Source organism: Tabrizicola sp. TH137, from assembly GCF_002855575.1.
Classification (GTDB): Bacteria; Pseudomonadota; Alphaproteobacteria; order Rhodobacterales; family Rhodobacteraceae; genus Paragemmobacter.
Genome location: NZ_PKRQ01000002.1, coordinates 537569 through 563357 on the forward strand (window position 1 = coordinate 537569; position 25789 = coordinate 563357).

Sequence of the window (25789 nt, forward strand, 5' to 3'; positions counted from 1 at the left end):
GGACCCTGGCCTTGGACATTCAGACGCTCCGCGCCCGCCACCCGGATCACTGGAAACGCGCCTGCGCGATCCGCACCCTGACGCTCGATGCGGTGGCGGCCGCGAATTCGGGCCATTCGGGGATGCCGATGGGCATGGCCGATGTGGCGACCGTCCTCTTCGAGAAGCATCTGAATTTCGATCCCGCCGCGCCGCGCTGGCCGAACCGCGACCGGTTCATCCTGTCGGCGGGCCATGGGTCGATGCTGATCTATTCGCTGCTCTACCTGACCGGCTATGCCGACATGACGCTGGATCAGATCAAGAATTTCCGTCAATGGGGCGCGATCACCGCAGGGCACCCGGAATTCGGCCATGTCGCGGGGGTGGAGACGACGACCGGGCCTCTGGGTCAGGGCATCGCCAATGCCGTGGGCTTTGCCATCGCCGAAGAGAACCTGCGCGCCCGCTGGGGGACGAAGATCGTCGATCACCATACCTATGTGATCGCGGGCGACGGCTGTCTGATGGAAGGCGTGAGCCAGGAGGCCATCGCCCTGGCGGGCAAGCAGCAATTGAGCCGCCTGATCGTGCTGTGGGATGACAATGGCATCACCATCGACGGCAAGGTGTCGATTGCCGATGTGACGGATCAGAAGGCGCGCTTTGCGGCCTCGGGGTGGAACGTGCTGTCCTGCGACGGGCACGACCCGGAGGATATCGACCGCGCGCTGACGGCCGCCAAGGCATCGGACAAGCCCACGATGATCGCCTGCAAGACGCATATCGCGCTGGGCCATGCGGCGCAGGACACCTCCAAGGGCCATGGCGCGCTGACGGATGCGGCGCAGATGGCGGCGGCGAAGGCGGGCTACGGCTGGGAGCACGGGCCCTTCGAGATTCCGGCCGATATCAAGAAGGCCTGGGAAGCCAAGGGCGCGCGTGGGGCGAAGGCCCATGCGGAATGGAAGGCACGGCTTGCGGCCCTTTCGGCGGCCAAGCAGGCGGAATTTGCGCGCATCTTCGCGGGCGAGGCCCCGGCGAAGCTGGCCTCGGTCATCCGTGGCGTGAAGAAGGCGGCGGTCGAGACGATGCCGAAACTGGCGACGCGGGCGGCATCCGAAAAGGTGCTGGCGGCGGTCAATCCAGTGATGACGGAAACCATCGGGGGGTCGGCGGACCTTACGGGATCGAACAACACCAAGACCGCCGATCTGGGCGTGTTCACGCCCGAGGACCGCAAGGGCCGTTACGTCTATTACGGCATCCGCGAACATGGCATGGCGGCGGCGATGAACGGCATGGCGCTGCATGGCGGCGTGCGGCCCTATGGCGGGACGTTCATGTGCTTTACCGACTATGCCCGCCCCTCGATGCGCCTGTCGGCGCTGATGGGGCTGCCGGTCGTCTATGTGATGACGCATGACAGCATCGGACTGGGCGAAGACGGGCCGACCCACCAGCCGGTCGAACATCTGGCGATCAGCCGGGCGACGCCCAACACGCTGGTCATCCGTCCGGCGGATATGGTCGAGACGGCGGAAGCCTGGGAAGTGGCGCTGACGCAGACCTGCCGGCCTTCGGTTCTGGCCTTGAGCCGTCAGAACCTGCCTGCGGTGCGGAAGGCCCATGTGAACCAGAACCTTGTCGCCAAGGGCGCCTATGTTCTGGAAGAGGCGACGGGCAAGCGGCAGGTGATCCTGATCGCCACCGGGTCGGAGGTGGAGATCGCGCTGAAGGCGCGGGCCGCGCTGGAGGCCGAGGGGATCGGCACGCGGGTCGTTTCCATGCCGTCGATGGAACTGTTTGCCGCACAGGACGAAGCCTATCGCAAGCGCGTGCTGCCGGGTGGCCCGGTGCGCGTGGCGATCGAGGCGGGCGTGCGTCAGGGTTGGGACCGCTGGCTCTTGGGCGAGCGCGGGAAAGAGACGAAGGCCGGGTTCGTGGGCATGTCGTCCTTCGGCGCATCCGCCCCGATGGAGCGGCTTTACAAGGAATTCGGCATCACGGCGGAAAATGCCGTGGCGGTGGCGAAGTCCCTGCTCTGATCAAAAATCTTCGAAGATTTTTGCAAGTTTCTTCGAAGAAATTTGGGCCGCGCCTAGTGCGCGGCCTTCTTCTTTCCGGTAACGGCGGCGATGGCGGGGCCGATGAGGCGGGTCGCAACCGGGATCAGCGCCACGCCGAGGATCAGGCCGAAGATGCCGTCGAAGAAGGCGGTGACGAGCCAGGAAACGAAGCCCTGCGCCGTAGCAAGCGCCGTGGCCGCGGCATCGGCGAGGTGATGGATCGTCTCATAGGGCCAGGGCCAGAGATGCGTCACCTCCAGCCCATGGGTCACGATATTGCCGCCGACCCAGAGCATCGCGGCGGTGCCAATGAGCGACAGCGCGGCCATCAGCTTTGGCATCCCCCGCACCAGCCCGCGCCCGAGCGCGCGCCCTGCCCCGGTCCGGCCCGTGGCGGCCATGTGGAGACCCACATCATCCATCTTCACGATCAGCGCGACCGCGCCATAGACGGCCACGGTGATGAGGATGCCGACCACGGCCAGCGTAATGGCCTGCATCGCGAAGCTTGGGCTTTCGATGGTGGCGAGCGCGATGGTCATGATTTCGGCCGACAGGATGAAGTCGGTCTTGATGGCACCGGCGACCTTTTCCTCTTCCAGATGGGCGGGATCGGCGGTGTCGAAATCCTCGGCCACTTCGGCATCGGCATGGGGGGCGAAGGCGTGGAGCACCTTTTCCGCGCCTTCGAAGCAGAGATAGGCACCGCCCAGCATCAGAAGCGGGGTGATGGCGACGGGAAGGAAATGGTCAAGCGCGAGGAGCGCGGGCAGAAGGAAGATCAGCTTGTTCCGCATCGACCCCACCGCGATGCGCCAGATGATGGGCAATTCGCGGTCGGCCGAAAAGCCGTGAACATATTTGGGTGTGACGGCGGCATCGTCGATCACCACGCCTGCGGCCTTGGTCCCCGCCTTGGCGGCGGCTGCGGCGATGTCATCGACGGAGGCGGCGGCGACCTTGGCGATGGCGGCCACGTCGTCAAGCAAGGCGAGCAGACCACTCATGCAAATCTTCCCTTGTTCCCATGGGATCTACCTAACGCGGCGGGCGGGATTTGGCAAAGCCTGAGGGATGTTAGCGCAAACCTTCGATGTTTGCGTTAACACATTGAAATCATGTCGGAAACGGGCTTTCCCCCCGCCCCGCGCTTCGCTATGGCCGGGGTATCGGCAGGGAGTCTTTGGCAGGGAGCGGCAGACATGACCATCACCATCGGGATCAACGGGTTCGGGCGGATCGGGCGCTGCACGCTGGCCCATATCGCGGAAAGCAACCGCAACGACGTGCAGGTGGTGGCGATCAATGCCACCGGACCGATCGAGACCAATGCGCATCTTCTGAAATACGACTCGGTCCACGGGCGGTTTCCGGGCACGGTGAAGGTGAAGGACAACATGCTGGACCTGGGCCGCGGGCCGATCCGGGTGATGAGCAGCTACAACCCGGAGGAGCTGGATTGGGAGGGGGTGGATGTCGTCCTGGAATGCACCGGCAAGTTCAATGACCGTGACAAGGCGGCAGTGCATCTGGGGCGCGGGGCAAAGCGGGTGCTGGTGTCGGCCCCGGCCAAGCGGGCGGACAAGACGGTGGTTTACGGCGTCAACCACCGCGCGCTGACGGCAGAGCATCTGGTCGTGTCGAACGGGTCCTGCACGACGAATTGCCTTGCCCCGCTGGCCAAGGTTCTGAATGACGCGATCGGGATCGAGTCGGGCATCATGACGACGATCCATTCCTATACCGGCGATCAGCCGACGCTGGACCGGCGGCACAAGGACCTCTATCGCGCCCGCGCCGCCGCGATGGCGATGATCCCCACGAGCACGGGCGCGGCCAAGGCCCTTGGCGAGGTGCTGCCGGAACTTGCGGGGCGGCTGGATGGCAGTGCGATCCGCGTGCCGACCCCGAATGTCAGTGCGGTGGACCTGACCTTTGTCGCGGGCAAGACGGTGACCGCGCAGGATGTGAACGACATCGTGCGCGAGGCGGCGGCGGGGTATATGGGCATGGTGCTGGCCTATGATCCGGAACCCAAGGTTTCCATCGACTTCAACCATACGCCACAATCGTCTATCTTCGCCCCGGACCAGACCAAGGTCGTCGGCGGGCGCACGGTGCGCGTGCTGGCCTGGTATGACAACGAGTGGGGCTTCTCCTGCCGGATGGCCGATGTGGCCGGGGTGATGGGGCGGCTCCTCCACTGATGGAGGGGTCGTGACCGACCGTATCGCGCTTTACCTCGGCCTGGCCCTTGTCGGGCTGATCGTGCTGGACCTTGCTGTCACGGGCGGGGACGAGATACTGTTCGTGCTGAGAAAAATCTTCGTCTTCATCGAATTCTTGGCATTCTGGCGCTGAGCGCGCGCGAGTCGGGTTGAATTTCCGCCCGTTCTGCGGATGTTAGCGCTATCGGAGCGGCGGATTCGCCGCGTCCATCCAATTGGAGGAATTGCCATGACCGTCAAAGTTGCCATCAACGGATTCGGCCGGATCGGGCGCAACGTGCTGCGCGGGATCATCGAGTCGGGCCGCACCGATATCGAGGTCGTGGCGATCAACGATCTGGGACCGGTGGAAACCAATGCCCATCTGCTGCGCTTTGATTCCGTCCATGGCCGATTTCCGGCGCAAGTAACGACGGGCGAGGACTGGATCGACGTCGGGCGCGGGCCGATGAAGGTGACCGCGATCAAGAACCCGGCCGATCTGCCCTGGGGCCATGTGGACATCGTGATGGAATGCACCGGCATCTTCACCAGCAAGGAGAAGTGCCTGGCCCATCTGGAGAACGGATCGAAGCGGGTGCTGATTTCCGCCCCCGGCGACGGGGCAGACAAGACCATCGTCTATGGCGTGAACCACCACACGCTGACCAAGGAGGATGTGGTCGTTTCCAACGCCTCTTGCACCACCAACTGCCTGTCGCCGGTGGCGAAGGTCCTGAATGAGGTGGTGGGGATCGAGAAGGGGATGATGACCACCATCCATTCCTATACCGGCGATCAGCCGACGCTGGATACGATGCACAAGGACCTGTATCGCGCCCGTGCGGCGGCCCTGTCGATGATCCCGACGTCGACCGGGGCGGCAAAGGCGGTGGGGCTGGTGCTGCCGGAACTGAAGGGCAAGATGGATGGCTTCGCGATCCGCGTGCCGACGCCGAATGTTTCGGTCGTGGACCTGAAGTTCATCGCCAAGCGTGCGACGACCGTGGAAGAGATCAATGCCGCGATCAAGGCCGCGGCGGATGGGCCGATGAAAGGCATCCTCGGCTATACCGAGTTCAAGAATGTTTCTTCCGACTTCAACCATGATCCGCATTCGTCGGTCTTCCACATGGATCAGACCAAGGTGATGGATGGGACCTTCGTTTCCATCCTGTCCTGGTATGACAATGAATGGGGATTCTCGAACCGGATGGCGGATACCGCCGTCGCCATGGGCAAGCTGATCTGATTTCAGACAGGTTTCAGGATTGTTGCAGGCCGGTCATGCTCTGTGACCGGCCTTCGCTTTTGTTACCGCCGGGGCGGGCTATCTTGGTTTCATGGAGCTGATTGTCGTCATCGCGATTCTGAGCGGGCTGTTTCTGGCCATCGCTCTGGCGGAGCCGCTTGCCGCGCGGCTGCGGCTGCCTGTGCCGGTGATCCTTGTGGGCCTTGGCATGGCCATCGGGGCCGGGGCGGCGTGGTTCTGGCGCACCGAAATGACCGATGCGCTGAACCCCGTGGCGCTGGCGATCCTGAGCCTGCCGATTTCTTCGGAGGTCTTCATCTATGTGCTGCTGCCGATCCTGCTGTTTCAGGTGTCGCTGACACTGAACCTGCGGCGGCTGATGGATGACTGGGTTCCGGTCCTGTCGCTGGCGGTGATCGCGGTGATCGTGGCAACGGTGGTGATTGCGGCGGCGCTGATGCCGTTTTCGAGCCTGCCCTTGCTGGCCTGCCTGCTGCTGGGGTCCATCGTTTCGACGACCGATCCATCGGCGGTGGTCAGCATCTTCCGGGCGACCCCTGCCCCGCAGCGTCTGGCGCGGATCGTGGAGGGGGAGAGCCTGCTGAACGACGCGGCGGCCATCGCGCTGTTTTCGGTGTTCCTGTCTGCGCTGGCGATGCGGGAGACGGAACCTTCGGCGCTGAGCGTGATGGCGCAACTGCCCTGGGTGATCTTTGCTGGCGCGGTGGTCGGCTGGTTCCTTGCGCGGGTGGCGATGTGGGTGATGGCGGCGATGAACCCCTGGCCGCTGGCGCAACTGTCGGTGAGCTTCGCCCTGCCCTTCGCCACCTTCCTGATCGTCGATCAGGTTCTGGCAGCGTCGGGCGTGGTCGCGGCGGTGGTGGCGGGGATGACGGTGAATTTCCTCGCACCAGGACGGCTGGCCCCGCCGGCGCTGGCCTTCCTGCGTGAGGCCTGGAACCTGCTGGCCTATTGGGCGGGCGGGTTGATCTTCGTGCTGGCGGCGCTGCTGGTGCCTTCGGCGCTGGAACAGGCCGTGGCGCAGGATTTCCTGCTGGTCGGCGTGGTGGTGGTGGCGGCCTTTGCGGCGCGGGCGGTGATCCTCTGGGGGCTTTTGCCACTGCTGTCGCTGGCGCGGCTGTCGCCGAAGGTGGAAGGGCCCTATCGCATTGCCATCCTCTGGGGCGGCTTGCGCGGGGCGGTCACGCTGGCGCTGGCGCTGGCAGTGACGGAGAACCCGGCGATTCCCTTCGAGATCAAGCGGCAGGTCGGCATCGTGGCGACGGGTTTCGCGCTGTTCACGCTGCTGGTGCAGGGCACGACGCTGCGGCTGATGATCGGCTGGCTGGGGCTGGACCGGCTGTCGCCGCTGGACCGGGCGCTGTCGGAGCAGGTGGTGGCGGTGGCCTTGCAGGATGTGCGCGAGACGGTGGCGGAGACGGTGCGGGGCTTCGATCTGACGCCCGCCATCATCCGCGAAGAGGCGGTGCGCTTTGGCGAGAGGCTGAACAAGGCGGTGGAGCAGGCGGATGAGGCGCGCGACATCCTGGACAAGGACCGGGTCACGCTGGGCCTTGTCGCGCTGGCAGGGCATGAGCGCGACCTTGTGCTTTATGCCTTCCGGGACGGGTTCATCTCGGCCCGCACGGCGGAACGGATGCTGGCCGATGCGGACCGCCTGATCGAGGCGACGCGGACGGCGGGGCGGGCCGGGTATCGCGCGCAGGCGCGGCGCGCGTTGCGGCGGGGGCGGATGCTGGGGCTGGCGGAATGGGCGCATAGCCGGTTCCGCTGGCAGGCCGGGTTGCAGAACCTGATCGCGGACCGGTTCGAGTTTCTGGTGGCGGATCAGCAGATGCTGCGCTTTCTGCGGAGCTTTGTGGAAAAGCGCATCCTGCGGATACACGGGCGGCGCGTGGCCGCCCTGCTTCAGGACCTTGTGGGATGGCGCATGGAAGAGGCGGGGCGCGAGCTGGAGGGGCTGCGCATCCAGTTTCCGGGCTATGCCGAAGAGGTGGAGCGGCAGTTGATCCGTCGCCTCGCCCTGCGGCAGGAGGAGGTGGAGTATGACCAGTACACGCAGGATGGGCTGATCGGCCCGGAACTGCGCCTTTCGCTGCAACAGCGCCTGACGGCGGAGCGGGCAAAGCTGGCCACGCGGCCCAAGCTGGACCTGCGGACCCAGCGGATCGACATCCTGCGGGGTTTTGCCCTTTTCGCCGGGCTTGATGAGGCGTCGCTGAAGCAACTCGCCCGCCGCATGAAGGCGGTCTATGCCGCGCCGGGCGATGTGCTGGTGAAGAAGGAGGACCTGCCCGACCGCGTCTGGTTCGTGGCGCGTGGCGCGGTGGAGGCAGAGATAGCCGGGGGGCGGCATCTCCTGGGCCATGGCGAGATGTTCGGGCATCTGTCCGTCTTGCAGAAGCGGCCAAGGCGGGCCACGGTGCGCGCGCTGAGCCATACGATGCTGCTGACCTTGCAGGAGGCGGAGTTCGTCGCGCTGATGGCACAGGTTCCCGATCTGGCTGCGGCGGTGCAGAAGAGCGCCGAGAAACGCGGGGTGATCGTCGATCTGCCGGTGCCATCGGGGCCGAAGGCGGCGCGGCATCTGATGGCGAAGCTGCGCGCTGGCATGCGTCCCGCGGAGTAGCCATGCGCTGAATGCATGACGGCATCCTGCGCTTGGGCGTTGTTGGCGGTAACAATGAGGGCCATCTTCACGGCATGTCGAAGGGATAACCGAGAAGCCCTTGGCAGGTTCGTGAAAGGAACATGAGATGAAACTGATCGAAACGCTGAAGGCCGCTGCCGCCAACCGGGCGCTGTTCAAGCGGACCCGCGACGAGATCGCCCGGCTGCCGCGCGATGTGGCGCTGGACCTTGGGATCTATCCGGAGGATGCGGATCGCATCGCCTGGGCTGCCGTTTACGGCAAGTAAGTTCGACGCCAGACCGGCGCGGAGGGAGGGGGCCTTGCGGCCCCCTTTCGCATGTCAGGCAAAGCGCGCCTTCAAGGCCGCCTCGACCGGAGGTGTCACGAATTTGGACACATCACCGCCGAGGCGGGCGATTTCCTTGACGAGCTTGGACGCGATGGCCTGTCGGCGGGCATCGGCCATCATGAAGACCGTCTCGATGCTGGCATCCAGGGCACGGTTCATCCCCACCATCTGGAATTCATATTCGAAATCCGCCACGGCGCGCAGGCCGCGCACGATGACGCTGGCCCCCACATCGCGGGCGCAGTCGATCAGCAGGTTTTCAAAGGGATGGACGACGATCTCGCCCCCCGTCTTGGCCTGGATGGCGGCGCATTCGGCCTGCACCATCGCCACCCGTTCCTCGAGCGAGAAGAGCGGCCCCTTGTCGCGGTTGATCGCCACGCCGATCACCAGACGATCCACCAGCGCCATCGCGCGCTGGATGATATCGACATGGCCCAGGGTGATGGGGTCGAAGGTGCCCGGATACAGGCCGATGCGCATGGGTCCACTCCCCCTCAGTCGCGGTGGATGCACGCAACATTATTGCGCGGATGAGTGCAAGACCCAAAGCGCCGCGAGGCGGGATGTCAGAAGCCCTTGATCATCCCTTCCAGCGCGTCCTTTTCCATGGCGAGTTCGGTCAGGCGCGCCTTGACCACGTCGCCGATGGAAATGAGGCCGATCATCTGGTTGCCATCCATCACGGGCATATGGCGAAAGCGTCCATCGGTCATCTTTTGCAGCACGTCATCGGCCCGGTCCTCGCGACGGCAACCGACGGTGTTGGCGGTCATGATGCTGTCCACGGTTTCGGCCATGCAGGCGGGGCCGCGGCGGCCAAGTTCGCGCACGATGTCGCGTTCCGAGACGATGCCCGAGACGCGTTTGCCATCGGGCGAGACGATGATCGCCCCGATGCGGCGGGTGGACAGGATTTCGGCGACCTGCGCGACGGATGTTCCCGGCGGCACGGTGACGACGCCGTCATCGGCCTTGGTCTTCAGGATCTGGCTGACAAGCATGGGCTCCTCCCTTCCCTCGTTGTCAGTTTGATGGTGCGCGCGGTTGACCCTTCTGTCAACGGCGGCCTGCGGCCGCCTGCCCCTCCAGCCGTGCCACCTCGCGCCGCAACCCCTGGGCCAGAAGATCGGCAAAGCGGTTCAGCCGCGCCACGCGGCCGTCATCGGCATGGCGGATCAGCCAGAAACTGCGGGTAAGCGCGACCCGATCGGGGATGACCTGCACGAGTTCCGGCGCGGCGGGAAGGGCGAAGTCATGCACCACGCCAACCCCTGCCCCGGCGCGCAGCCAGTTGAGTTGCACCGAAACGGAATTGGAGGCCAGCGCCACGGTGCCCGCGCCGAGTTCGGCGAGGTAATCGAGTTCCTTGTCGTGGATCATGTCGGGGATGTAGCCGACCAGGCGATGATGCCGCAGGTCCTGCGGGGCGGTCAGGGGCGCCGCCTGGGCGAGGTAGTCGGGATGCGCGGCGAGGTGGAGGTGGTAATCGGTCAGCTTCTGCACTGTCAGGCGGCCTGCGGTGGGGCGGCTGACGGCGATGGCGAGATCGGCCTCGCGTTTCGAGAGATTGAAGACACGGGGCAGCGCCACGATCTGCACCTCCAGCCCCGGATTGGCATCGCAGATGGCCGCCAGAACCTGCGGCAGCAGATAGTTGGCGCAGCCATCCGGCGCGCCGATGCGGATCTGGCCCGACAGGCCTTCGGGACCGGAGAGGGCTTCCCTCGCGCCGTCCAGCGCGGTTTCGGCGCGTTCGGCATGGGGCAGAAGGCGGGTGCCCTCTTCCGTCAGGGCATAGCCCTGCGGGGATTTGGCGAAAAGGCGCGCGCCCATCGCCTCTTCCAGCCGGGCAATGCGGCGCCCGACGGTGGCGGCGTCGATCTTCAGCCGCTTGCCCGCGCCCGACAGGCTTTCGCTGCGGGCGACAGCGAGGAAGATGCGGAGGTCGTCCCAGTCCATGCCTTGCCATCCTGCAATTCTGCAAAGCCTCTTTGAGTTCTTTCCGCTGTTTACGGCATTTCCGCAAGGCTATTGTGCCAGCAGCAAATGAGGGAGGGTCCCATGAAAGAGATCGGTCACTGGATCAACGGCAAGCATGTGGCGGGCAAATCGGGCCGCTTTGCCGATGTCTTCAACCCGGCGACGGGTGAGGTGCAGGCCAAGGTGGCGCTTGCAACGAAGGCAGAGCTGGATGCGGCCACGGCGGATGCCGCCAAGGCGCAGGTGAAATGGGGCGCAACCAACCCGCAGCGCCGCGCGCGGGTAATGATGGAATTCGTCCGCCTTCTGAACCGCGACATGGACAAGCTGGCCGAGGCGCTGTCTTCGGAACATGGCAAGACCATTCCGGATGCGAAGGGCGATATCCAGCGCGGGCTGGAGGTGATGGAGTTCTGCATCGGCGCGCCGCATCTCTTGAAGGGCGAATTCACCGATAGCGCGGGTCCGGGGATCGACATGTATTCGATGCGCCAGCCCATCGGCGTGGCGGCGGGGATCACGCCCTTCAACTTTCCGGCCATGATCCCGATGTGGAAGATGGGGCCTGCGCTGGCCTGCGGGAATGCCTTCATCCTGAAACCGTCGGAGCGTGACCCGTCGGTGCCGCTGATGCTGGCCGAGCTGATGCAGGAGGCGGGGCTGCCCGATGGCGTGCTTCAGGTGATCAACGGTGACAAGGAAGCGGTGGATGCGATCCTGGACAGCCCGATCATCGCCGGGATCGGTTTCGTCGGGTCCACCCCCATCGCGGAATACATCTATGGCCGTGGCTGTTCCAACGGCAAGCGCGTGCAGTGCTTTGGCGGTGCCAAGAACCACATGATCATCATGCCGGATGCCGATATGGATCAGGCGGCGGATGCGCTGGTCGGGGCGGGCTATGGTGCGGCGGGCGAACGCTGCATGGCGATCTCGGTCGCGGTGCCGGTGGGCGATGCGACGGCGGATGCGCTGATCGAAAAGCTGATCCCGCGGATCGAGAAGTTGAAGGTCGGCCCCTATACCGCTGGAAACGATGTGGATTACGGCCCCGTGGTGACGGCCGCGGCGAAGGCGAACATCCTGCGCCTGGTCGAAAGCGGCGTGGCGCAGGGGGCGAAGCTGGTCGTCGATGGCCGGAACTTCAAGCTGCAGGGCTATGAGGACGGGTTCTTTGTCGGCCCGCACCTCTTTGACCATGTCACCCGCGACATGGACATCTATCGCAAGGAAATCTTCGGGCCGGTTCTTTCGACCGTCCGCGCCAAGACCTATGAGGAAGCCTTGGCCTATGCGATGGACCATGAATATGGCAACGGGACCGCGATCTTCACCCGCGATGGCGACACGGCGCGCGACTTTGCCGCCCGCGTCAACGTGGGCATGATCGGGATCAACGTGCCGATCCCGGTGCCGCTGGCCTATCACACCTTTGGCGGCTGGAAGAAATCGGCCTTCGGCGATCTGAACCAGCACGGCCCGGATGCGTTCCGCTTCTATACGCGGACCAAGACCATCACCTCGCGCTGGCCTTCGGGGATCAAGGAGGGCGCGGCCTTCAATTTCAAACAGATGGATTGATCTGCCTGTCAGCCTCTGGAAGGGCCGCCCCCTCGGGCGGCCCTTTTGCGTTTTGCCCTTGATTGCCGATGCTGCGGGCTGCTTTCATCAATCTGAAGGCAAGGAGGTGCCATGGACTGGATATCGGACATCGGACCGATCCTGCCGGAGTCACGGGCCGACCTCTCCCTGTTGCAGCGGCGGGGATTGCCGCGCGGGCTTGATCTCTTTGCGCCGGGGGATCGGGCGCAGGGCTTTCCGCTTGTTCTGTCCGGCAGGGTGGAAGTGTTTCTGACCGGCCCCTCGGGGCGCGAGATCCTGCTTTACGCGGTGGAGCGCGGGCAAAGCTGCATCCAGACAACGCTGGGTCTTCTGGGGGACGAGCCTTATTCCGGCACTGCCGCCACGGTGAGCGATGCCGAAGTGGTGACGATCCCGAAACCGCTTTTCCTGAAGCTGATGGATCGCGACCCGGCTTTTCGCGGCTTTGTCCTGCGGTCCTTCGGGCAGCGGATGGCCGATCTGACGCGGCTTCTGGAATCGGTGGCCTTCGGGCGGGTCGAGGCGCGGCTGGCGGGCATATTGCTGGACCTGGCCGAGGCGGGGGTGGTGCGCGCCACGCAATCCGAAATCGCGGCGCGGATCGGATCGGCGCGCGAGGTGGTGTCGCGCAAGCTGGATGCCTTTGCGAAATCGGGCTGGGTGGAGACCGACAGGGGCGAGGTGCATCTGCGCGACCTGCTGGCCCTGCGCCGCGCAGCGGGGCGGTAAGCGGGGCATAAGCCCCGTCTGGACCGGTTGGCGCGGCCCGACGTGACAATATCACAGACAAGATATGCGCGATTCGCTATGTTTCTCCCATGACCCGGAGGAACCGGGCCAAGGACAGAAAGGGAACCATCATGTTCAAGAAAAATGTCGGTGGAATTGACCGTGTGCTGCGGATCGTCGTCGGCCTTGCCCTGCTGGCCGGGTTCTTCCTGAATGCCGATGCGGCCTATCGCTGGGCCTATCTGATCGGGATCGTGCCGCTGGCGACGGGGTTGATGTCGTCCTGCCCGCTCTATTCGATCCTCGGGCTTTCGACCTGCCCGATGAAGAAGGCCTGAGCCTTCTCTGCGATGTGGAAGAGGCGCCGCTCCGAGGGCGGCGCCTCTCTCATTCAGCGGCCACGCGGCGGGGTTTGAGCATGTCGCGCAGATAGCGCCCGGTATGGCTGCGTTCGACCTTGGCCACCTCTTCCGGCGTGCCGGTCGCCACGATCTCGCCCCCGCCATCGCCACCTTCGGGACCGATGTCGATGATCCAGTCGGCGGTCTTGATGACGTCGAGATTGTGCTCGATCACGACAACCGTGTTGCCCTGATCGACAAGCTCGTGCAGCACTTCAAGAAGTTTGCGCACATCCTCGAAATGCAGGCCGGTTGTGGGTTCGTCGAGGATGTAGAGCGTTCGCCCCGTGGCCCGGCGCGACAATTCCTTCGAGAGTTTCACGCGCTGTGCCTCGCCCCCCGACAGGGTCGTGGCCTGCTGGCCGACCTTGATATAGCCAAGCCCCACCTGACAGAGCGCATCCATCTTCTCGCGGATCGCCGGAACGGCCTGGAAGAAGCCTTGGGCATCTTCGCATGTCATATCAAGAACATCCGATATGCTTTTGTTCTTGAACTTTATTTCCAGCGTTTCCCGATTGTAGCGATGGCCCTTGCAGGTTTCGCAGGTGACATAGACATCGGGCAGGAAATGCATCTCGATCTTGATGACGCCGTCACCTTGGCAGGCCTCGCAGCGCCCGCCCTTCACGTTGAAGGAGAAGCGGCCGGGTTGATAGCCGCGCGCCTTGGATTCCGGCAGGCCGGCGAACCAGTCGCGGATAGGGGTGAAGGCCCCCGTGTAAGTGGCCGGATTCGAACGCGGAGTCCGCCCGATGGGCCGCTGGTCGATGTCGATGACCTTGTCGAGATGTTCGAAACCCTTGATCGTCTCGCACGGTGCGGGCGTCTCTCGCGCGCCGTTCAGGCGCATGGCGGCGGTCTTGAACAGCGTCTCGATGGTGAGGGTTGACTTGCCGCCGCCCGACACGCCGGTCACGCAGACGAACTTGCCCAAGGGAAAGTCCACCGTGACGTTCTTGAGGTTGTTGCCCGTGGCCCCGACCACGGTCAGCTTCTTGCCGCTGCCGCTGCGCCGGGTCTTTGGCACCGCAATCTCGCGCTGGCCGGAAAGGTATTGGCCCGTCAAGCTGACCGGGTCGGCGGCCACCTGTTCGGGCGTGCCGTGGCTGACGACGCGGCCGCCATGCACCCCCGCGCCGGGGCCGATGTCGAAGACATAATCCGCCTCGCGGATGGCATCCTCGTCATGTTCCACCACCAGCACCGTGTTGCCCTGATCGCGCAGGTTCTTGAGCGTGGTCAGAAGCCGGTCATTGTCACGCTGGTGCAGGCCGATGGAGGGTTCATCAAGGACATAGAGCACGCCCGTCAGGCCCGATCCGATCTGCGATGCAAGACGGATACGCTGCGACTCTCCGCCCGACAGCGTGCCGGCATTGCGCGACAGGGTCAGATAGTCGAGGCCGACATTGACAAGGAATCCAAGGCGTTCGCGGATTTCCTTGAGGATCGCGCGGGCGATTTCGTTCTTCTGGTTGGTCAGGCTATCCGGCACCGTGCCGATCCAGGCAAAGGCTTCCTTGATCGACATGCGGACCACTTCGCCGATATGAAGCCCCGCGATCTTGACCGCCAGCGCCTCGGGCTTCAGCCGGTAGCCGTGGCAGGTGCCGCAGTTGCGGTTGTTCTGGTAGCGTTCGAATTCCTCGCGCACCCAGGCAGAGTCCGTCTCGCGGTAGCGGCGTTCCATATTGGGGATGACGCCTTCGAAGACGCGGGACACTTCGTAGATGCGGCCGCCTTCGTCATAGCGGAAGCGGATCTCCTCTTCGCCCGAGCCATAAAGGAAGAGCTGCTGCACATGGGCGGGCAGGTCTTTCCATTTCTTCTTCGCGTCGAATTCGTAATGTTTCGCAAGGGCCTGGATGGTTTGCGTGAAGTAGGGGCTTTTCGATTTGGCCCAAGGCGCGAGTGCGCCCTGCATCAGGGTCAGGCCCTGATCGGGCACGACGAGGCGGTCGTCGAAGAACAGTTCGACGCCGAGGCCGTCACAGGCCGGGCAGGCCCCGAAGGGCGCGTTGAAGGAGAAAAGCCGCGTTTCGATTTCGGGGATGGTGAAGCCAGAGACCGGGCAGGCGAAGTTTTCCGAATAGGTGATGCGTTCGGGGTCGCCCTCGGCGGGCGCGGTTTCAAGGATGGCGATGCCATCGGCAAGGTCCAGCGCAGTGCGGAAACTGTCGGCAAGGCGTGTTTCCAGCCCTTCGCGCACGACGATCCGATCCACCACGACGTCGATGTCGTGGCGGAATTTCTTGTCGAGGGTGGGCGGCTCCTCAAGCTCGTAGAACTGGCCATCCACCTTGACCCGCTGAAAGCCCTGCTTGCGCAGGTCGAGGAATTCCTTCTTGTACTCCCCCTTCCTGTCCCGGACGATCGGGGCCAGCAGATAGGCGCGTGTGCCTTCCGGCATGGCCATGACGGCATCGACCATGTCCTGCACCTGCATCGCCGTGATGGGCAGGCCGGTGGCGGGGCTGTAGGGCGTGCCGACGCGGGCAAAGAGAAGGCGGAGGTAGTCATAAATCTCCGTCACCGTGCCGACGGTGGACCGCGGGTTCTTCGACGTGGTCTTCTGTTCGATGGAGATGGCGGGCGAGAGGCCGGAGATGTGATCCACATCCGGTTTCCCCATCATGTCGAGGAACTGCCGCGCATAGGCCGAGAGGGATTCGACATAGCGGCGCTGCCCTTCGGCATAGATCGTATCGAAGGCCAGCGAGGATTTGCCAGAGCCGGAGAGGCCGGTGATGACCACAAGCTGATCGCGCGGGATGTCGAGATCGACGCCCTTCAGATTATGTTCGCGCGCGCCGCGCACTTCGATGAACTTCTGTTCGGCCATGGCCAGTCTCCCGCACGGATGGGGCAGAGATAGGGCATCGCGGGCGAGTCTCCAATCTTAAAATGTGAACAATGGGTGAACATTCTACCCTGGCGCGCGGCTTTTGCCCGGGTTTTGAGCGGCCCCGCCCTGCCCCCTTTACATATTCAATTTTTACTATATGTAATCCGCCAGAGTTTGCATAGAAAGGGCAAGGCGATGATTACGATCACTTCGGTTCCCGAGGCCGTCGAGCTTGCGCGGCAGGGGCGGCTGACGCTGCTGGATGTGCGCGAGGCGGGAGAGGTGGCCGCCTCCGGCACGGCGAAGGGGGCGGTGCATATTCCGCTGGGTCTTCTGCCGCTGAAGGCCGATCCGCGTTCGCCCGATTACGACAGGCGGCTGGCGGGAAAGCCGGTGGCCGTCTTCTGCGCTGCCGGGGCGCGGGCCGGGCGGGCAGTGGCGCTGCTGGAGCAGTTCGGGCATGAGGCGGTGAATATCGGCGGCTTCGGCGATTGGTGCGGCTGCGGTGGAGAGGTGCAGCGTCACGCCTGACGGGCGCGGCGGCGGGCCTGCAAAGCGTGGACCGCGATCCCCGCAAGGCAGAGTGGCAGGCAGAAGGCGATCAGGCCGGAAGGCCCCATCGCACCTATCATCAGCGCCAGAAGCGGCGTGCCGGTGGTCGTGCCGACATTCCCCAGTTGCGCTACGGCGCCCGAGGCGCGGGCGCGGTCTTCGGGGGCAGGGTTCAGTTGCGGGATGGAGGCGAAGCTGGCCCCTTGCACGATGCCCATCGCGCCGGCCAGCAGAAAGGCGGCGATGAGCGCAAGGTTCCCCTGCCCCCAACCCGCCCAGAGCAGCAGGGTAGCAAGCGCCCCGGCCGCATAGCCTGCCTGAACCATTTGCACCGCCGTCAGATAGCGCAGCCCCCAGACCCCGAGCGTCAGGGAGATGGCAATGGAGAAAAGCGGCATCCCCGCCGCCGCCAGGGCGCGTTGCCCTTCAGGCAGAAGCGGCGGCAGCAGGGTCAGCACGGCCACGTAAAGCGCGGTGTAGAAGACGAAGCCAAGCGCCGGGGCCGCGATGCGTGGCGAGGCATAGATGGCCAGATGCTGCGCGATCAGGCCGCTGCCGAGGGTCAGGCTGGGCGCGGGCGGATCGGAGGGCAGCAAGCCGCGCAGGATGAGAGCCAGCGCCGCCATCCACCCGGCATGGGCAAGGAAGAGCGGCGCGATGCTGCCTTCGGCCAGCAGAGGCGGGCCGATCACGGCGAGAAGCGCGTAGGTGACACCGAAGAAGCTGCTCCACAGCGTCATGGCAAGGCCCTGATGGCGCTGTGACGCGATGCCTGCGATCATCGTGGGGCCAACCACGACGATGGCCAGATGCGACACGCCTTCCAGAACACGCGTCAGGATCAGGGCCGCGTAAGGCAGGGGCAGCGTCTGCAAGACCGAGACGGCCGCACCGAGGGCGAGGGCCGCCACGATGGCACGGCGCGGGCCGATCCGCGCCACCAGAAGCCCCGCAGTCGTGCCGAAGATCAACCCGACGATGCCCACGATGGAAACGATCAACCCGATCCCCGCCGCCCCTTGTTCGGGATAGCGGGCGGCCATCAGATCGAAGGCCACCGACAGCTTGCCGAATTGCGCGGCGGAGCCCAGCCCCGCCAGCCAGAGGGCGAACACCGTCACCACAGCCCGCATCCCCTGCCCCTTCATCTGTTCTCAAATATCCTCGGGGGGAGGGTCGCGCAGCGGCCCGTGGGGGGCAGACAGCCCCCTGCCCCGCCCGGTCCGGGTGCGCCGTCAGAAGTGCAGCGCGCGGCCGTAGGCGTCAAGCACCGCTTCATGCATCATCTCGGACAGGGTCGGATGCGGGAAGACGGTGTTCATCAGATCTTCCTCGGTGGTTTCCAGCGACCGCCCCACGACATAGCCCTGGATCAGCTCCGTCACCTCGGCGCCCACCATATGCGCGCCCAGAAGCTCGCCTGTCTTCGCGTCGAAGATCGTCTTGATCATGCCCTCGGATTCCCCAAGGGCGATGGCCTTGCCATTGCCGATGAAGGGGAAGCGGCCGACCTTGATGTCATATCCCGCCTCTTTCGCCTTGGCTTCGGTCAGGCCGACAGAGGCAACCTGCGGATGGCAATAGGTGCAGCCTGCGATGGAATTGGGCTTGATGGGATGGGGATGGCCGCCCGCGATGAGTTCGGCGACCATCACGCCTTCATGGCTGGCCTTGTGGGCAAGCCAGGGCGCCCCGGCGATGTCGCCGATGGCGTAGAGGCCTTCAACGCCGGTGCGGCAGTATTCGTCAGTGATGACATGGGTGCGGTCGATCTTCACCCCCAGCGCCTCGAGCCCCAGGTTTTCGACATTGCCGACGATGCCCACGGCGGAAATGACCGTGTCGAAGTCATGGGTTTCGATCTTGCCGCCCACCTCGATATGGGCGGTGACGCCGACGCCGGGTTTGCGGTCAAGTTTCTTGACCCCGGCCTTTTCGAGGATCTTCATCCCCTGTTTCACAAATTGCTTTTTCGCGAAGGCGGAAATCTCGGCATCTTCGACGGGAAGGATGCGGTCCATCACCTCTACCACCGTGGTATCGGCGCCCAGCGTGTTGAAAAAGGAGGCGAATTCGATGCCGATGGCCCCGGACCCGATCACCAGAAGCTTTTTCGGCATCCGCTTGGGTTGCAGGGCATGCCTGTAGGTCCAGACCAGATCGCCATCCGCCTCCAGCCCCGGCAATTCGCGGGCGCGGGCGCCGGTGGCGAGGATGATGTTCGGCGCGGTCAGTTCCTCGACCCCTTTGTCAGTCTTGACGCTGACCTTGCCCTTGGCGGTGACAGCGGCCTGCCCCATCACGACCGTGATCTTGTTCTTCTTCATCAGATGGCCGATGCCGGAAGAAAGCTGCTTGGCCACCCCGCGGGACCGGGCGACGACGGCGGGAAGATCATAGCCGATGCCATCCGCCTTCAGTCCGAACTCCTTGGCGCGGTGCATCAGGTGGAACACCTCCGCCGAGCGCAGCAGCGCCTTGGTCGGGATGCAGCCCCAGTTCAGGCAGATGCCGCCCAGATGTTCGCGTTCGACGATCACGACCTTCCGGCCCAGTTGCGCGGCGCGGATCGCGGCGACATAGCCGCCCGGACCGGCACCGATCACGATCACATCATAGGCTGCGGCCATCGCTTTCCTCCCTCAAAGAAATTGGTTTGGCCTTAAACTATTTTCCAAGCCCAAGCAACGAAGGCCGCGCCGGGGGCCTATGCATGGGGCGCATGGCTGGCGCCCTCCTGCATCCGGCGCAGTTCGGCGGCATAGCCACCGGCATCCAGCCAATCCTGTTCTTCCGGCGTACTGAAGCGGCCAAGCGCCACGTTCCGGCCGGGAAAGCGGCCGAAGCGGGCTATGACATATTGATGCGCGCGGGCATGCAGGGCCATTTCCGGATCGGAGGACATGCGTTCCTCCATCAGCGTGACCGCAAGGGATTGGTCGGCAGGGTCTTCGGAATGCTCGAAAGGCATGTAGAAAAATTGCCGGTCAGGTTCCGGCGCGCCTTTGTCCCAGCCCATCTCCAGCGCCCGGCGGGCGGCGGCGAGGGCGCGGGCATCGGTGGCAAAGCTTTTGGCGGTGCCGCGGAACATGTTGCGGGGAAGCTGATCGGTCAGGATCAGATAGGCCAGCGTGCCGACGGTGCCGTCGATCCAGTGATCGAGATGGCCGTCGCGGGCGGCGGTCCAGAGATCCTCGAACCGGTCGCGGCAGGTGCTGTCGATCGCCTCGCCCCCGGCATACCAGCCGTCGGGTCCGATCTCGGTCAGCCAGAAATCAAGGAGTTCGACCGGGTCCGCCATGGGGTTTCCTTCCCTGCTCAAGCGGCGACGTTCGCAGGTAACGAGACTGGGCGCAACCTGCGATCCACTCGCGGTTGATACCTCTGCGCCCGGCGACGCCTGTCCGCCGCAATGGCGAAGGCGCCGATCAGCGGTCCTTGTCGATCACCGCCGTTGCGGCAACCGACGAGGCTGTCGGCACGATGAAGGGCGAAGGTGCGGTGCCTGCCGGTGCGGCGCGGCGGGTCATCCGCCAGATCGCATAGGCCGTGAGCGCGACATAGAGCGCCGAGATGAAGAGGAAGAACCCGCCCGGCCCCACCTGCTGCATGAGCCAGCCGGTGATGAGCGGGCCGAAGATCGCGCCGAAGCCATTGAGGAATATCATCCCGGCGCTGGCTGCGGCCATGTCATCCTTCGACAGGAAGTCGTTGGTATAGGCGATGAGCAGGGCATAGACCGGATTGGTGATGCCGCCCAAGAGCAGTGCTGCGACGAGATAGGCCCAGAAGGGCAGAGCGAAGAGGCCGGCCGCCAGCATGGAGAGTGCCGCGACGGCAGAAAGCGAGGTGATGAGCAGGCGGCGATCCATGCGGTCGGACAGCCAGCCGACGGGATATTGCAGCACGAGGCCACCCACATAGAGCGCGCCCACGAAGATGGAGATGTCGCGCACCGACAGCCCCTCCATCGCGCCCCAGACCGAGGCCATGCCGAACATCGCCGAAAAGACCCCGCCCGTCAGCAACATGCCCGCGCAGCCGAGGGGCGAGATGCGGAACAGCGCGCGGAAGGAGAGCGGCTTGGTCGTCTCGAAGGTGGGCGCGGGTGTCGGCGCCAGAAGGATGGGCATGAAGGCGAGCGAGACGAGGACCGAGGGGATCACGAAGAGCACGAAGCCCGACGGATCGCCCACGTTCAGGATGGCCTGACTGGCGATGATGCCCAGCATCTGCACGATCATATAGGCCGAAAGCGCCTGCCCCCGCGTCTCGTTCGTGGCGGCGTTGTTCAGCCAGCTTTCGGCGGTGATGTAGATGCCAGAAAAGCAGAAGCCGATCAGCACGCGCAGCGCGGTCCAGACCATCCAGTCGGCGGCGACGGGATAGACCACCAGCACGGCAGAGATGAGCGAGCCGAGCGCCGCGAAAACGCGCACATGCCCGACCTTGCGGATCATGGCCGGAGCCATCTTGGACCCGAAGAGAAAGCCCGCGAAATAGGCCGACATGACGATGGAAATCTCGTAAGTCGAGAAGCCCTCGATCGCGCCTCGGATGCCCAGAAGCGTGCCCTGGATGCCATTCCCGACCATCAGCAGCATGACGCCCAGAAGCAGCGGCCAGGAGGTGGAGATGACGCGGATCATGGGGCACCAGGGGAAGCGGATGAAAAAATCATAGCACCCCCGGCGCAGAAGCGGGGAAGGAATGCGACGCGGGCTGTATCGCGCCCGTCAGGGGATGAGAAGCGAGGAATCGCCGTAGCTGAAGAAGCGGTAGCGGTTTTCCACCGCATGGGCATAGATTCGCCGGATGCGATCCTGCCCCATGAGGGCCGAAACCAGCATCATCAGCGTGGATTTGGGCAGGTGGAAATTCGTCATCAGCGCATCGGTGATGCGGAACCGGTAGCCGGGATAGATGAAGATGTCGGTGGGTCCGGTCCAGGGCTGCATCATCCCCCGGTCATCTGCGGCGGATTCGATCAGGCGCAGCGCCGTGGTGCCCACGGGGATGATGCGGCCCCCGGCCTGTTTCGTGGCGTTGATCTCGGCCGCCGCGCCGGGTGTGACCTGGCCCCATTCGGCATGCATCCGGTGGGTGGTGACATCCTCCACCTTGACCGGCAGGAAGGTGCCCGCGCCGACATGCAGGGTGACTTCGGTGAAGGCCACGCCCTTGGCGGCCAATGCGCGCAGAAGCGCCTCGTCGAAATGGAGCGAGGCGGTGGGGGCGGCGACGGCCCCGGCATGGCGGGCAAAGACCGTCTGGTAATCGGTCGCGTCCTGCGCGTCGGGGGCGCGTTTGGCGGCGATATAGGGCGGCAGGGGCATGGCCCCCGCCTCGGCTAAAGCGGTGTCGAAATCGTCGCCCGTCAGGTTGAAGGTCAGGCGCAGATCGGCTTCGCCTTTTTCGGCCACGGTGGCCGACAGGCGCTCGGAAAAGGTGATGACTTCCCCCGGCTCGACCTTGCGCAGAGGCTTTGCCAGCGCGCGCCAGCCCTCTGTTGCGGGTTCCAGAAGCGTGATCTCGACCTTCGCCACGGCCGCGCCGCGCTGGCGCTGGCCGGTCAGGCGGGCGGGGATGACCTTGGTGTTGTTCAGGATCAGCCGGTCGCCGGGCTGGAAAATGTCGATCAGGTCATAGACGTGACGATCAGAGATGCGGCCACCTTCGGCCAGCAGCAGCCGCGCATGGGTGCGCGGGCGCGCGGGCCGGGTGGCGATAAGGTCCTCCGGCAGGTCAAAGTCGAAATCGGAAAGCTTCATCCGTCAGGGTTTCCAAGGGTCGGCGGGTCGCCGCGGAAGAGATCGCGGAACATGCCCGGTGTGAAGATCGACAGCGGATTGACCGAAACCAACGCCCGCTCGGCGGTGCCGCGCACCTGATAGTTGAAGCCGAACAGCCCCTCGCCGCGCCGGGTCAGCACCGATCCGATGCCGTTGAGCATGTAGATAGGGGAGACCACCCCTTGCAAGGCCAGTTCCTTCGTTTCCGTGCCATAGATCCCGGCCATCGACACGCCAAGCGAGGCGCCGACCGCCGAGCCGCGCTGGATTTCGACCGCGGCCGGGGTCAGGATGAAGTCAGCCTGTGCCTGCGAGAAGAGAAGGCCGTCACCGTTCAACTGCTCCAGCATCCCGACGACCGAGACGGCGTTCAGCAGTTCGGCCAGGATCGGGGCATCGACGACGCGGATATTGGCGATCTCGGCCCGCCCGTCATAGCGGCCCTTTTCGGCGCGCGGGCGCAGGGTCAGGTCAAGCTGCCCGCCCCGCGCCGAGGCAAAGACCCCGGCCGAGCCCAGAACCCCACCGGCATTGTCCGACCGGATACGGACGGCGCTGCCATTCGCGCTGGGAACCACCGTTCCGGTGACGGCGGCCCCGTCATTCACCAGGGCCGAGAAGCGGCCGTTGAAGCCGCCGCGGGGCGAGAATTCGCCGCGGAACCGCGTGAGGGCGATGGAATCGGTGACCTGAAGCCGCGCCAGGTTGAAGAGCAACGGCAGGTCTGCCCCGCCATCGCCCCCGGCCCCGTCCTCTTCGGGTTTGCGGCGCAGATCGGCCGTGCCTTCGGTCACGGTGACGGCAACGGCGCGCCCGGCGCCGCGCCCCGTGACCTCGACCACCCCTTGCATCCAGTCGCCCAGTTCCACGCGGGAGAAGCGGGCGACAGAAAGCCCGCCTTCCGGGGTGAGTGTCACCTCGCCTTCCGCCACGAGCCCCGGTGCAGTCAGGGAGAGGCGGTCGATGCGGGCGGGCCGGGACAAGGTGGCCTCCACCTCCAGCCGGCCGGTCTGGGCGGGCGTTTTGCGCCAGCCGGTCCCCGGCAGGGCCATGGTCAGGCGCGCCAGATCGGAGACGAGCGTCAGGCGCGCGGGCGCGCCCTTGGGAAGGGAGATGGTCACCATCCCCTGCCCCGTGCCGGAGGCCAGGGTTTCGGGAAGGCCGAGGTTGAACTCCTCGATGGTTGCGCGCGACAGTTCCACCGTGCCTTCGATCGAGGCGGCGGGGGCATCCTTGCCGAAAGGTTGCAGGAAGGTCACGTCGAAGGGAACCTGTCCCACCTGCCCCGGGCCGGAGACGCGCAGGCCGCGCGGATCGGCGGTCAGCGACAGGAAGGGGGCGGTGATCGTCTTCTGCGGAATGAGGCGGTCGCTGGAGAAGTCGCGCACCGTGCCGTTCACCCGGAAGGACACGTCGCCCGCGAGGATCCGCGGTTTCAGGGGGAAGCGCAGGGTCGCGTCCAGCACCGCCTGCCCCTGCCCCAGATCGACAGGCCGCCCCGCCTTGGCGAGAAAGCCGAAGGGCGGTTCGTCGAGCAGCGACAGCGCGGCAGTGAGGGAGGAGGAGGTGCGCAGGATGACTTCGGCCTGGGCCGGGCGGCGGGTGATGTCGAGGACGGAAAAGACCGACCCCGCCATGTCGATCACCCCGCCGAGGGGCGGCGTAACCGACCCGCGGCTGACCACCATCGTATAGGTCTGGCCTTCGACCGTGGCATAGCCGTCGGCGTCGCGGATGGGGGGAAGGGTGCGGATGAAGCGCACATCGGCGGCGCGGAAGTCATAGCCCAGCGACAGGACAGGTTCCTTGCCGGGTGCGATGCGCAGCGCCGCCTCGACATCCGTCAGCGTGCCTTCCAGAACGTTCTGTTCCAGCCAGTTTCGGGTATTGGCGACCAGTTTCACAGGCCAGAGCGCAAGAAGATCGGCATGGCCGATGCGATCCAGCGCCAGATCGACGGCGGCCGTCCAACCCTGCGCATCGGCCCCGATCATGCCCTTGGCCGACAGGCGACGGTCCGCCTCGACCAGTGCGACCTGCCCGATGTCGATGCGGAACGGGTCCAGCCTGAGCCGCAGGTCGAGCGCGCCTTCGGTGAAACGGACAGGCTGCTTGAACAGCCCGGCCGGATCGACCTGCATCCCGTCGATATGAATCTGGGTCAGGAAACTGTCCGGCAGACGGGTGCCGAGCGGGCCGGTCAGGATCGTGCCCGAAGCATCGGTCAGGTAGCTGTGGCCCGTGGCGCCGAGGCGGAGCGTGGTGCTTTCCACGTCGAAGCGTTTGAGGTTCACTCGGCCGCGGGCGGGATCATAGGCGATCTGCATTCCGGCACGGTCGAAGGCGATGGGGACAGAGGCCTCGGTCGGGCGCAGCGCGCCGGCGCCGATGTCGAGCGTCGCCTCCAGCGCCGTGACACCTTCGGCAGTGAGACTGGCCGAGAGGCTGCCGGAGATGGCCGCCTCGATCACGCCGAGCGGCGCAAGGGGCGCGACAAGGGCGGCAAGGTCCCCCGACGGCACGCGATCGACGGTGGCGGTCAGACGCGCCTCTGCCGCGCCCTTGCGCGCGATGGCCGTCACCTGTGCCTGGGCGGGATTGCCATCCTGGCCCAGCAGGGTCACCGCGATTTCGCCGCGCAGCTCTTCGGGGCGGTTGTCGATCCGAAGGCGGCCATCGCCCAGGTTCCAGACATGGCCCGTCGGCACATCGTTGAAGGTGAGCGTGAGGGCATCCGCCTCTATCCCGCGCAGGTCACGCAGGGCGGGATCGGACAGGAAGACGTCAAGGGCGGCAAAGGCCTCGGCCAGCCCGGCGAATTGCGGCGTCGTCTCGCCGCCGCCAAGGGACAGGTCGAGCGAGCCATCGGCCCGTCGGGTGAGGGAGAGACTGGCGCCGACGACCGTCAGGCGCAAGGGGCGAACCTCCCCCCGCAGCAGTGCCGCGCCGTCCAGCCGCAGCCGCGCCTCGGGAAGGATCAGGAGCGGGGCGCCATTGCGATGCAGGAGGCGGGCATCCTCGATCGACAGTTGCGGGATGCCATCCTGATCCAGCCCGACCTGCACCCCGCCGAGGGCCAGGGCCATCTCTGGCAAGGCATCCGTCAGACCCGCATTCAGCCGTGCCTCGGCCTCGGCCACCAGCCAGACGGGCAGGCGCAGCTTGCCGCCCGTCGCATAGAGCGTGGCCCCCAGCCCGGCGATGCCGAAAAGCACCAGCGCCAGAAGGCCCAGAAGACCCGAACGCAGGCGGGCGCGACGCGGCGGCCGCGCCTGCGGGATGCGCGCCGCGCCATCCTCTTGCCCTTGCACGCCGGTCTCCGTCACGACAGCCCTATCCCAGCCCTGCCCCGGCCCTGCTGGCCCGCGCCCCT

The 25789-nt window shown here is 65.3% G+C and carries 21 protein-coding genes; 10 read left to right on the forward strand and 11 right to left on the reverse strand.

The genetic code is table 11. From position 1 onward, the window contains the following. Positions 1 to 11 precede the first annotated feature (11 nt). On the forward strand, positions 12 to 2027 hold the full coding sequence (gene tkt / locus C0V75_RS08030) for a transketolase (RefSeq protein WP_101920370.1): 2016 nt from the start codon (positions 12 to 14) through the stop codon (positions 2025 to 2027). Positions 2028 to 2080: 53 nt separating this feature from the next. Here tkt and C0V75_RS08035 read toward each other — a convergent pair whose 3' ends face one another. Next, positions 2081 to 3055 carry a DUF808 domain-containing protein gene (locus C0V75_RS08035; RefSeq protein WP_101920371.1) on the reverse strand — a complete coding sequence of 325 codons (975 nt, stop codon included), beginning with the start codon at positions 3053 to 3055 and terminating at the stop codon, positions 2081 to 2083. 195 nt (positions 3056 to 3250) lie between these two features. Here C0V75_RS08035 and gap (C0V75_RS08040) point away from each other — a divergent pair, with 195 nt between their 5' ends. From gap (C0V75_RS08040) to C0V75_RS23160, 5 genes are all read left to right on the forward strand, one after another. Next, complete coding sequence (gene gap, locus C0V75_RS08040; protein ID WP_101920372.1) at positions 3251 to 4255, forward strand: type I glyceraldehyde-3-phosphate dehydrogenase; 1005 nt, start codon at positions 3251 to 3253, stop codon at positions 4253 to 4255. A 10-nt stretch (positions 4256 to 4265) separates the two neighbouring features. Continuing rightward, the gene (locus C0V75_RS23155; protein ID WP_173861055.1) at positions 4266 to 4409 is read left to right on the forward strand and encodes a hypothetical protein; all 144 of its coding nucleotides are present in this window, start codon (positions 4266 to 4268) and stop codon (positions 4407 to 4409) included. A 96-nt stretch (positions 4410 to 4505) separates the two neighbouring features. Continuing rightward, complete coding sequence (gene gap, locus C0V75_RS08045) at positions 4506 to 5507, forward strand: type I glyceraldehyde-3-phosphate dehydrogenase (protein ID WP_101920373.1); 1002 nt, start codon at positions 4506 to 4508, stop codon at positions 5505 to 5507. A 91-nt stretch (positions 5508 to 5598) separates the two neighbouring features. Next, entirely contained in the window at positions 5599 to 8157 is a 2559-nt protein-coding gene (locus C0V75_RS08050; RefSeq protein ID WP_101920374.1) for a cation:proton antiporter, read from the forward strand. 127 nt (positions 8158 to 8284) lie between these two features. Further along, positions 8285 to 8446 (forward strand): hypothetical protein, encoded by a 162-nt coding sequence (locus C0V75_RS23160; RefSeq protein WP_173861056.1) that lies wholly within the window; start codon positions 8285 to 8287, stop codon positions 8444 to 8446. 54 nt (positions 8447 to 8500) lie between these two features. On the opposite strand, the gene coaD is transcribed toward C0V75_RS23160, so the two are convergent. The 3 genes from coaD to C0V75_RS08065 form a co-directional block, all read right to left on the reverse strand. Next, positions 8501 to 8992, reverse strand: coding sequence for a pantetheine-phosphate adenylyltransferase (coaD, locus tag C0V75_RS08055; protein ID WP_101920375.1), 492 nt, complete (start codon positions 8990 to 8992; stop codon positions 8501 to 8503). Between the two features lie 86 nt (positions 8993 to 9078). Beyond that, on the reverse strand, positions 9079 to 9513 hold the full coding sequence (locus C0V75_RS08060; RefSeq protein WP_101920376.1) for a CBS domain-containing protein: 435 nt from the start codon (positions 9511 to 9513) through the stop codon (positions 9079 to 9081). Between the two features lie 55 nt (positions 9514 to 9568). Then, positions 9569 to 10471 (reverse strand): LysR family transcriptional regulator, encoded by a 903-nt coding sequence (locus C0V75_RS08065; RefSeq protein ID WP_101920377.1) that lies wholly within the window; start codon positions 10469 to 10471, stop codon positions 9569 to 9571. A gap of 102 nt (positions 10472 to 10573) precedes the next feature. Here C0V75_RS08065 and C0V75_RS08070 point away from each other — a divergent pair, with 102 nt between their 5' ends. From C0V75_RS08070 to C0V75_RS08080, 3 genes are all read left to right on the forward strand, one after another. Then, positions 10574 to 12073, forward strand: coding sequence for a CoA-acylating methylmalonate-semialdehyde dehydrogenase (locus tag C0V75_RS08070; protein ID WP_101920378.1), 1500 nt, complete (start codon positions 10574 to 10576; stop codon positions 12071 to 12073). Positions 12074 to 12184: 111 nt separating this feature from the next. Further along, on the forward strand, positions 12185 to 12823 hold the full coding sequence (locus C0V75_RS08075) for a Crp/Fnr family transcriptional regulator (RefSeq protein WP_101920379.1): 639 nt from the start codon (positions 12185 to 12187) through the stop codon (positions 12821 to 12823). 131 nt (positions 12824 to 12954) lie between these two features. Continuing rightward, complete coding sequence (locus tag C0V75_RS08080) at positions 12955 to 13161, forward strand: DUF2892 domain-containing protein (RefSeq protein ID WP_101920380.1); 207 nt, start codon at positions 12955 to 12957, stop codon at positions 13159 to 13161. 49 nt (positions 13162 to 13210) lie between these two features. Here C0V75_RS08080 and uvrA read toward each other — a convergent pair whose 3' ends face one another. Further along, positions 13211 to 16069: an excinuclease ABC subunit UvrA gene (uvrA, locus tag C0V75_RS08085; protein WP_101920381.1), complete on the reverse strand. Its 2859-nt coding sequence runs from the start codon at positions 16067 to 16069 to the stop codon at positions 13211 to 13213. Between the two features lie 198 nt (positions 16070 to 16267). Here uvrA and C0V75_RS08090 point away from each other — a divergent pair, with 198 nt between their 5' ends. After that, positions 16268 to 16603 carry a rhodanese-like domain-containing protein gene (locus C0V75_RS08090; RefSeq protein WP_101920382.1) on the forward strand — a complete coding sequence of 112 codons (336 nt, stop codon included), beginning with the start codon at positions 16268 to 16270 and terminating at the stop codon, positions 16601 to 16603. Here C0V75_RS08090 and C0V75_RS08095 read toward each other — a convergent pair. The 6 genes from C0V75_RS08095 to C0V75_RS08120 form a co-directional block, all read right to left on the reverse strand. Next, positions 16594 to 17757 (reverse strand): MFS transporter, encoded by a 1164-nt coding sequence (locus C0V75_RS08095; protein ID WP_101920765.1) that lies wholly within the window; start codon positions 17755 to 17757, stop codon positions 16594 to 16596. The genes C0V75_RS08090 and C0V75_RS08095 overlap by 10 nt on opposite strands. Positions 17758 to 17859: 102 nt before the next feature. Further along, a complete protein-coding gene (gene lpdA, locus C0V75_RS08100) occupies positions 17860 to 19254 on the reverse strand; it encodes a dihydrolipoyl dehydrogenase (RefSeq protein ID WP_101920383.1) in 1395 nt (464 codons plus the stop codon). A gap of 77 nt (positions 19255 to 19331) precedes the next feature. Further along, on the reverse strand, positions 19332 to 19925 hold the full coding sequence (locus C0V75_RS08105) for a DUF924 family protein (RefSeq protein WP_101920384.1): 594 nt from the start codon (positions 19923 to 19925) through the stop codon (positions 19332 to 19334). A gap of 127 nt (positions 19926 to 20052) precedes the next feature. Beyond that, a complete protein-coding gene (locus C0V75_RS08110) occupies positions 20053 to 21273 on the reverse strand; it encodes an MFS transporter (protein WP_101920385.1) in 1221 nt (406 codons plus the stop codon). Between the two features lie 87 nt (positions 21274 to 21360). Continuing rightward, positions 21361 to 22395, reverse strand: coding sequence for a tRNA preQ1(34) S-adenosylmethionine ribosyltransferase-isomerase QueA (queA, locus tag C0V75_RS08115; protein ID WP_101920386.1), 1035 nt, complete (start codon positions 22393 to 22395; stop codon positions 21361 to 21363). After that, complete coding sequence (locus tag C0V75_RS08120; protein WP_254216405.1) at positions 22392 to 25742, reverse strand: DUF3971 domain-containing protein; 3351 nt, start codon at positions 25740 to 25742, stop codon at positions 22392 to 22394. Before C0V75_RS08120 ends, queA begins: the two co-directional genes overlap by 4 nt. Positions 25743 to 25789: the final 47 nt, after the last annotated feature.

What these genes read in the sequence shown, in the direction of transcription:
- C0V75_RS08035 (WP_101920371.1), bottom strand. Translation starts at nt 3,055, where the DNA reads ATGAGTGGTCTGCTCGCCTTGCTTGACGACGTGGCCGCCATCGCCAAG.
- gap (WP_101920372.1), top strand. Translation starts at nt 3,251, where the DNA reads ATGACCATCACCATCGGGATCAACGGGTTCGGGCGGATCGGGCGCTGC.
- gap (WP_101920373.1), top strand. Translation starts at nt 4,506, where the DNA reads ATGACCGTCAAAGTTGCCATCAACGGATTCGGCCGGATCGGGCGCAAC.
- C0V75_RS08050 (WP_101920374.1), top strand. Translation starts at nt 5,599, where the DNA reads ATGGAGCTGATTGTCGTCATCGCGATTCTGAGCGGGCTGTTTCTGGCC.
- C0V75_RS23160 (WP_173861056.1), top strand. Translation starts at nt 8,285, where the DNA reads ATGAAACTGATCGAAACGCTGAAGGCCGCTGCCGCCAACCGGGCGCTG.
- coaD (WP_101920375.1), bottom strand. Translation starts at nt 8,992, where the DNA reads ATGCGCATCGGCCTGTATCCGGGCACCTTCGACCCCATCACCCTGGGC.
- C0V75_RS08060 (WP_101920376.1), bottom strand. Translation starts at nt 9,513, where the DNA reads ATGCTTGTCAGCCAGATCCTGAAGACCAAGGCCGATGACGGCGTCGTC.
- C0V75_RS08065 (WP_101920377.1), bottom strand. Translation starts at nt 10,471, where the DNA reads ATGGACTGGGACGACCTCCGCATCTTCCTCGCTGTCGCCCGCAGCGAA.
- C0V75_RS08070 (WP_101920378.1), top strand. Translation starts at nt 10,574, where the DNA reads ATGAAAGAGATCGGTCACTGGATCAACGGCAAGCATGTGGCGGGCAAA.
- C0V75_RS08075 (WP_101920379.1), top strand. Translation starts at nt 12,185, where the DNA reads ATGGACTGGATATCGGACATCGGACCGATCCTGCCGGAGTCACGGGCC.
- C0V75_RS08080 (WP_101920380.1), top strand. Translation starts at nt 12,955, where the DNA reads ATGTTCAAGAAAAATGTCGGTGGAATTGACCGTGTGCTGCGGATCGTC.
- uvrA (WP_101920381.1), bottom strand. Translation starts at nt 16,069, where the DNA reads ATGGCCGAACAGAAGTTCATCGAAGTGCGCGGCGCGCGCGAACATAAT.
- C0V75_RS08090 (WP_101920382.1), top strand. Translation starts at nt 16,268, where the DNA reads ATGATTACGATCACTTCGGTTCCCGAGGCCGTCGAGCTTGCGCGGCAG.
- C0V75_RS08095 (WP_101920765.1), bottom strand. Translation starts at nt 17,757, where the DNA reads ATGCGGGCTGTGGTGACGGTGTTCGCCCTCTGGCTGGCGGGGCTGGGC.
- lpdA (WP_101920383.1), bottom strand. Translation starts at nt 19,254, where the DNA reads ATGGCCGCAGCCTATGATGTGATCGTGATCGGTGCCGGTCCGGGCGGC.
- C0V75_RS08105 (WP_101920384.1), bottom strand. Translation starts at nt 19,925, where the DNA reads ATGGCGGACCCGGTCGAACTCCTTGATTTCTGGCTGACCGAGATCGGA.
- C0V75_RS08110 (WP_101920385.1), bottom strand. Translation starts at nt 21,273, where the DNA reads ATGATCCGCGTCATCTCCACCTCCTGGCCGCTGCTTCTGGGCGTCATG.
- queA (WP_101920386.1), bottom strand. Translation starts at nt 22,395, where the DNA reads ATGAAGCTTTCCGATTTCGACTTTGACCTGCCGGAGGACCTTATCGCC.